Origin of the sequence: Rhizobium ruizarguesonis (genome assembly GCF_012349115.1) — a bacterium.
Classification (GTDB): domain Bacteria; phylum Pseudomonadota; class Alphaproteobacteria; order Rhizobiales; family Rhizobiaceae; genus Rhizobium; species Rhizobium ruizarguesonis.
The window spans coordinates 26658-33420 of the sequence record NZ_PQIG01000117.1 but is presented as its reverse complement, the minus strand read 5'-3'; the positions used below and the strand labels follow the sequence as shown (position 1 = coordinate 33420).

At 57.6% G+C, this 6763-nt stretch carries 6 protein-coding genes; 1 reads left to right on the top strand and 5 read right to left on the bottom strand.

What is annotated here, in order from left to right:
- Positions 1-352: 352 nt before the first annotated feature.
- The 5 genes from C3Y91_RS32020 to C3Y91_RS32000 form a co-directional block, all read right to left on the bottom strand.
- Entirely contained in the window at positions 353-1474 is a 1122-nt protein-coding gene (locus tag C3Y91_RS32020) for a metallophosphoesterase (protein ID WP_168576251.1), read from the bottom strand.
- Between the two features lie 99 nt (positions 1475-1573).
- Complete coding sequence (locus C3Y91_RS32015) at positions 1574-2431, bottom strand: SDR family NAD(P)-dependent oxidoreductase (RefSeq protein WP_164021602.1); 858 nt, start codon at positions 2429-2431, stop codon at positions 1574-1576.
- Between the two features lie 74 nt (positions 2432-2505).
- A complete protein-coding gene (locus C3Y91_RS32010; protein WP_274599110.1) occupies positions 2506-2931 on the bottom strand; it encodes an RrF2 family transcriptional regulator in 426 nt (141 codons plus the stop codon).
- Positions 2932-3096: 165 nt separating this feature from the next.
- Entirely contained in the window at positions 3097-4170 is a 1074-nt protein-coding gene (locus C3Y91_RS32005; RefSeq protein ID WP_168576249.1) for a zinc-binding dehydrogenase, read from the bottom strand.
- Positions 4171-4736: 566 nt separating this feature from the next.
- Complete coding sequence (locus tag C3Y91_RS32000) at positions 4737-5645, bottom strand: LysR family transcriptional regulator (RefSeq protein WP_168576248.1); 909 nt, start codon at positions 5643-5645, stop codon at positions 4737-4739.
- 135 nt (positions 5646-5780) lie between these two features.
- Here C3Y91_RS32000 and C3Y91_RS31995 point away from each other — a divergent pair, with 135 nt between their 5' ends.
- Positions 5781-6695 (top strand): LysR family transcriptional regulator, encoded by a 915-nt coding sequence (locus C3Y91_RS31995; protein WP_131646792.1) that lies wholly within the window; start codon positions 5781-5783, stop codon positions 6693-6695.
- Positions 6696-6763 lie beyond the last annotated feature (68 nt).

The window sequence follows — 6763 nt, the reverse complement described above, 5'->3', positions numbered from 1 at the left end:
TCTACCCCACCGTCGATGACGGCGTGAAGGGTGTGGCTTTTGTCGAAGCCTGCGTTGCTTCGTCGAAGCGTAACGGGGCCTGGGTCAAGGTTTAGAGACACGCCGTATGGTAGTTCTATAAACGCGGCTTATGGCGCAAGCGGACATTCCGCTATGACGAACTGCTAGATGTTTCATGTGGTTAGGGAAACAAAGGCACACCCGATGGTTCGAATCTCATCAAGGCGGCCAGATCATTGAAAGTCGGAATTCTATGAAATTGCATTCTATGCAGCGAGTTTGGTTTTGAGTTTCCACACGGTCCGGGTCGTTTTCCGTACAAACGATGTTACAGACAGGTATGTCTTGCTAATCACTTCGTTTTCGCGCGGAGGGTGATTCTGGTCAGTTCCGATGGCACGCCGAGCCTTAACGCGAACCCAGGCCATAGGGCCGTTCCGTTGTTCACATACAACGTCATGGCTCCGATCTGGTATCGGCCCGAAACAAAGCCTCCATTGGCGCGCGCGATCAAGCGGTCGAGGCCGAGAACCATGCCACCATGTGTATGCCCCGACAGCTGAACCGCCACACCAGAGGCGGCCGCTTTTTCGGCCATCATCGGCTGGTGATCGAGCAATAGGATGGGAGTGTTCGCAGGAGCTCCCTTGATTGCCGCCGCGAGGTCCGGCGGTGGAGCGCTGTGCCCGCGGGCGGACACGTCGGTCACACCCGCCAGTATGATCTCGGCATTGCGTCTCTTGAGGACCACGTGGCTGTTGGACAGCATCCGCATGCCCAACATCTCGAGGTGGCGCATCCATTCTTGGTAATCGAAGAAATATTCGTGGTTCCCCGGAATTGCGTAGACACCGTCACGTGCCCTCAATCCCCAAAGCGGTGCGACATCGTCTTTGCGGTGAGCCACGTCACCGTCGATGAAGTCCCCGGTGATGACGATCAGGTCCGCATCGAGCGCATTGGTCCTCGATACGACCTCTTTAGCCCATGCGGCTGGGAACAGACGGCTGATGTGAAGGTCGGTCAGCTGAATCAGCCGATAGCCATCAAATTCGGGAGGCAATCCAGCGATGGCAATTTCTATGTCGTTTAGCGGTGGAATTTTGATTGCCTGGTTGACACCGTACGCTGAAAGGCCAATGGCCAAAAAGCCGATGGCATATCGCAGACCTGCCGGCGCAGAGGGGAAGCCTCCCTTGAATGGGATGATCGCGAGTGAGACCACATCCAGCGCGATCTGAAACACCGCTAGCAACACGATCGCGCCGAAGAGGACATTGAAAGCAATGACCAACGGGCGCGAAAACTCCGGATCGAAGACCGAGCCGGAAGAGAGGCGACTAACCAGATGAAATTGCGAGGCTACCAACAGAAGCATCGCCAGTGATGCCTTCGCCGACCAGATCCATGGCAGTGGTTGGATGAAGCGTATGACGACGACCAGCCAGGGAATTCCGAAAATAAGGTGGAACATCAGATGCTTTCAATTAGGTGTGCTGTGGCCACAGCTTACAAGGTACTGTCAGTCCTATGGGCTGACAGGCCACGCGTTCGTCGCAATGCTCATGCCCGATCAGCGTGGGCGATACTGCTGCATGAGCTTGCCAAATTTCCGCAGACCCATCGCGTCGGCAATGGACGGCGATATGGCGTTCGCGATTGTAAGCATTTTGAGCGTCCCGCCGCCCATGACGTGGACTTGACGACGTTTGCGGATGGTGGCGAGGATCTCGCGCGCGACCTGGTCGGGTTCGCAGAGGTCGACGCCCAGCTTGCTCCACATGTCGAAGAAAGGCGACTCGGCCTCGGTGTTGGAGGGAACAGGCCCGAAGAAGGAAAGCATTACGTTGGTCCCGGCAAGCTCGCGGTTGGCGCTTTGCACATAGCTCGCCAGCGCGCCGCGGCTCGCGGCATAGGAGCTCATAAACGGCAGCGCCACCCGGCCGTCCATGGCACCGCCGACGTGGACAACCACTGCGTTACCGGCTTGCTTGCGCAGTCCAGGCAGGAAGGCCCGGGTCACGAACATGGGGCCCTTGACGTTGATCGCGAACAGATCGTCGATGTCGGCCAAAGTGTATTCCTCAATGGCTTTGCGCGGCGAGATGCCTGCAAGGTTCACCACCGCATCGACCCGGCCGAGGTGCTCGAAGGCCACTGCCGCCAGCTTCTCCATGCTCGCCGGATCGGTGACGTCCGCGCGCTGGTAAATCGCCGAACCGTCGTTCCGGCCGGTCAGCTTAGCGGCGTCGTTCTCGCGCCGGGCCGCGAGCACCAACCGGAAGCCGTCGGCCGCCAGGAGCTTAGCCAGCGCGTGACCAAGTCCTCCGGTCACGCCGATGAGAACGGCGGTGGGCGCATCCTTACCCTGCTTTGTAGCGGCTGGCCCGGTTCCGGTAGCCACAGGAGACTTCTCGTTCAGTTGCGTCATTTCGTGTTCCTTTTGATTGGTATTGGGTACTATGATAGTATCTATTCTGGGCAAAAAAATCAGGGCAAAAAAGGCTAACTGGCCTTGGCTCTGATTTTGGACACCACATCCGCCAGCGTCGTCTGTCTCAGATGCCCATGGACGGCCTCCTCAGTGCCAACCAGCACGTCGCTCATGACTTCCTTGATATTAGAACTCACGATACACTCCTTGCTCACGGGATAAGCATGGATGGCGAAAGCATCTGGAGGGTTTACCGCAGAGTACATATCTAAGAGCGAAATCCTATCGGGGCTTCGTGCCAGGCCATAACCGCCCGACTTACCAACAGTCGCCTTAACCAGCTTCGCCTTCGAGAGTTTAACGAGGACTCGTTTAACGAAAACCGGGTTCGCATTCACGCTGCGCGCGAGAACTTCCGACGCGAAAACTCCGTCGTGATGTGCGATTGCCGCCATTACGTGGACCGCAATTGAAAACTGTGTGTTTATCGAAGCCATTTCCAGATACTATATTAGTATCCATATAAATGCAAGAGCTGCGCGACGGAAAGGCTTTCCCATTCGAGCTTATGTAGCACTTCGAAACTGTGGGCAGCCGACATCCACGCGAGGATTCCCTCCTCGCGGAATTTCGATCTTTCCTTTGGAAAGAAGTCCGCTGCCTCAGGCGGACTGCATCGACACGAGTATCTTCATTTTGCCCCCGTTCGGGTCCAGGAGTTCCCGGAAGCCCTTGTCGACGACGTCATCCATGGCGATTTCGTCATCGACGATCTTCTCGGCTGGATAGAGGCCGGTCCTCATCATCTCGAAAATTCGCGGCCAGATGGTCAGCGGGTAATTCAGCGATCCTCGCAGAGTGATGTCCCGCATCGTCAGGTCGAACGGGCTGATCTCGGCGGGGCCGCCCATTAGTCCGACCTGGACGACGGTGCCCTGGGCGCGGACGGCCTGAAGGCATGTCTGCAAGGCGCGGGGATGGCCCGCGCACTCGATGGCGGCGTCTACTCCGACGCCTTCTTCGGTTCCGTCCCTGATCGTGGACATGAAGTCCGGGGAACTAGGATCGAGCATCGTGACGGCGTTCGAAAGCGCCGCGATGCGCGCCCGACGGTTGGCATTTGGCTCGCTGACGAAAATCCGTGTCACACCTGCGGCGACAGCCGCGAGGACCACCAGCGCGCCGATCGGACCCGCGCCCGTTATAAGAAGGGTACCCCCAGGCGTCAGCCCTGATCGGTCAATGGCATGGACGGCTACCGCCGCCGGCTCGACGAGCGCGCCTTGCTGGTCCGTCACGTCGTCAGGCATGCGGATCGCGTTGTATTCGTGGACGATGGCGCGCTTCGCCATGCCGCCCCAAGGCCAGCTCAGACCGACGACGGAAGCCTGAGGCCCCAGGAACGACAGGTTGCGGGTCCCGAAATAGTCGAGTCTTGGGCCGATCTGCGGCTGGATCGACACGCGGTCTCCGGGCTTCAGCGCCTCCACACCAGGGCCGATTGAGACGACTCGCGCCGCGAATTCGTGGCCCAGGATTTGAGGGAGGATGGCCCCGCTATAGGCGTTAGGCGTCTTGGGAGTGAAGATCGGACCGGATTCGAACTCGTGCAGATCGGTCCCGCAGATGCCACAAAACGTCGGCTCTACGATGACCTGGCCAAACTGGGGTGACACGGGCTCGGCAGCCTCCTCCACTCGGACATCATGTTTCCCGTAGTAGCGTATAGCCTTCACCGCCAACTCCTCTCGACTTTCTGGGTCTTCGCGCCAGACTTTTGCGCGGCGCGTTGGCAAATGCCTTCAGAACCGCCTGGAAACTTTTGGTGATAGATATCGAGACCGCTATTGCGCTCCGCCCTCCATCCCGGTGTTTGGGATAATACAAATGCTAAACGAGCAAATAAGAGCCCAAACCGGAAAACACTTTCCCGGCGCGCGCAAAAGATTTAGATGCGAGACTGTGGGGGACGAATCTGGCTGAAAGCCGCAGCTAGCCGCTTAGCAGAAGCTTCCAACCTCGCACTCAGCAACTTGATGTCAGTGTGCAACAAGCGCCCGTCGCGCTTTACAAATTCGCCCGATACCATCACTGCGTCTACGTTGCCACTGTTGGCGTTCATGATCACGGTGCTGACGGGATCAAGCAAGGGTATGGCCGACCGCATTGGGAGTTGATAATCCGTGACATGAACATGCTGAGGCAAAGTTCCCAAACAAGGTCGCCGAGATCGGCGTTGAAGGAACACCAGCGCTGGTCGAACGCTGCGCGATGCCCAGGGGCTCATTTTCCCAGCCGTTATTCAGTCAAGGGCGCCTTGTCGCCCTTTCTCCGCCAGGAAATCCACGACGGTTCGAACGCGCGGCAGTAGATGGCGCGTCACCGGCCAGACGGCGTAGACGGACACTGGAACATCCGCGACCTGCTCCAGAACTGACGTCAAAGTTCCCTTCTCCAAATGCGCCCGCACGAGCGAACGGGGCATTTGGCAGAGCCCCAAACCAGCCAACGCCGCCTGCACGATCGCGTCTCCGTCACCGAACTGGTGACTGACAGGGGGCAAATATCGGACCGCAGCGCCGTCTGAACCCTTGATGCGCCAACTTGCTGAATTGCCTCCGAAGCCGCAGATGCAATCGTGTTGTTGAAGATCGGCGACGCTTTGAGGTGTTCCCCGTGCTGCTAAGTATGAGGACGACGCTACAACGACGGAAGGTTGCTCAGTAAGTTTCTTGGAGATCAGCCCGGTGCAGTCGCGAGTTTCGCCGAACCGGATTGTGAGGTCGACACCCTCTTCGACGGGATCGACGATCTTGTCGTTAAACGAGAGCGACAGCGTTAGACCTGTGTAGGCTCTGGAAAAATCCAGCAGCAAAGGCATGAGAATCTGCCGTCCGAACGCTGCGGGAGCGTCGATCCGCAATCGTCCTGAAATCACCTGGCTTTTTGAGAGCAGCGTTGTCTCCGCCGCTGCTATTTCCCCAAGCGCATGTCGCACGCTCGCATAATAGGCTTCACCATCGGGAGTTAGACTCAACCGCCGTGTGCTCCGGTGCAGCAGTTTGATACCCAAGCGCTCTTCAAGCTTCGTCACGCTTTTGCCGACCGCAGACTTCGTAATACCCAATTTGGCGGCCGCCGCCGTGAAGCTGAGGGCTTCTGCGGAGTGCAGAAATGCAATAACTCCATTCAACTGGTCGATCTGGGTCATTGTAAACTTTCACTCCACACACTGGAGAAATTGAAACCCTTCTGTTCCAGCAAGGTTACATTAAGCTATAGCGCACGCGCAAGCAAAGTCGAACATCGGCAATGGTCTTCGCGCTCAACGCAAGAATGCCGGGCCATGGATCGTCTCACAGAGATCGAAGTCTTCATACAGATCGCGGAGTATGGCAGTATCACTAGGGCCGCGGACGCGTTGGACATGTCAGTCTCGGCCGCGAGCAGAAGCCTGCAATCTCTCGAGGAGCGTCTCAACGCTCGGCTGGTGCAACGGACCACTCGACATCTGAGTCTGACCAGCGAAGGGGAACTGTACTATCAACGCGGCAAGGAATTGGTGGCGGGGATGCTCGATGCGGAAGCGAGCGTCAGCGAAGGCGCGTTAAGTCCAAGCGGGTTGCTGCGCATAAGCGCTTCGATGTCGTTCTGCCTATTGCACCTCAGCCCGCTCATTCCAGCGTTCACTCGAGCCTATCCTAAGGTGAGGGTCGAGGTACTGGTTTCCAATCGGTATTATGATTTGATCGAAAACGGGGTCGACCTGGCGATTCGTACGCGTCGCGTGGAGGCAGATTCGTCGGTCACCATCCGCCGCCTCGCTGAAACCAGGCGACTGCTTGCAGCGTCGCCCGAGTACTTGGCAAAGCGTGGCGCGCCACTCAACCCCGATCAGCTCGCCGAGCACGACTTGCTCCTCTACACGTTGGCCGACAATTGGAACCATCTCACCTTCAAGAAGAATGGCGAGACCATCACAAAGCCGGTCAACGGCCTACTCAACTCGAACGAAGGCCAGATCATACGTAAGGCCGCTTTGGACGGCCTCGGGATTCTGGCTCAGCCGACCTACATCATAAATGATGATTTAGAGTCGGGTAGGCTGGTGCGAGTGATGGACGACTGGGATCTGCCGCGGCTGACCATGAATATCGCCTATCCGACCCGTCACCACCTTCCTGCCAAGACCCGCCTATTCATCGACTTTTTGGTCAGGGAGTTTAAGAACAGCGACTACGAGGCCAAATGGACGGCTTAGGTTCGTCGGATGAACAAGCTCGCCATCCTTGGGACGATAACAGCTTGGCAATTGCCGTGCTGTAGACC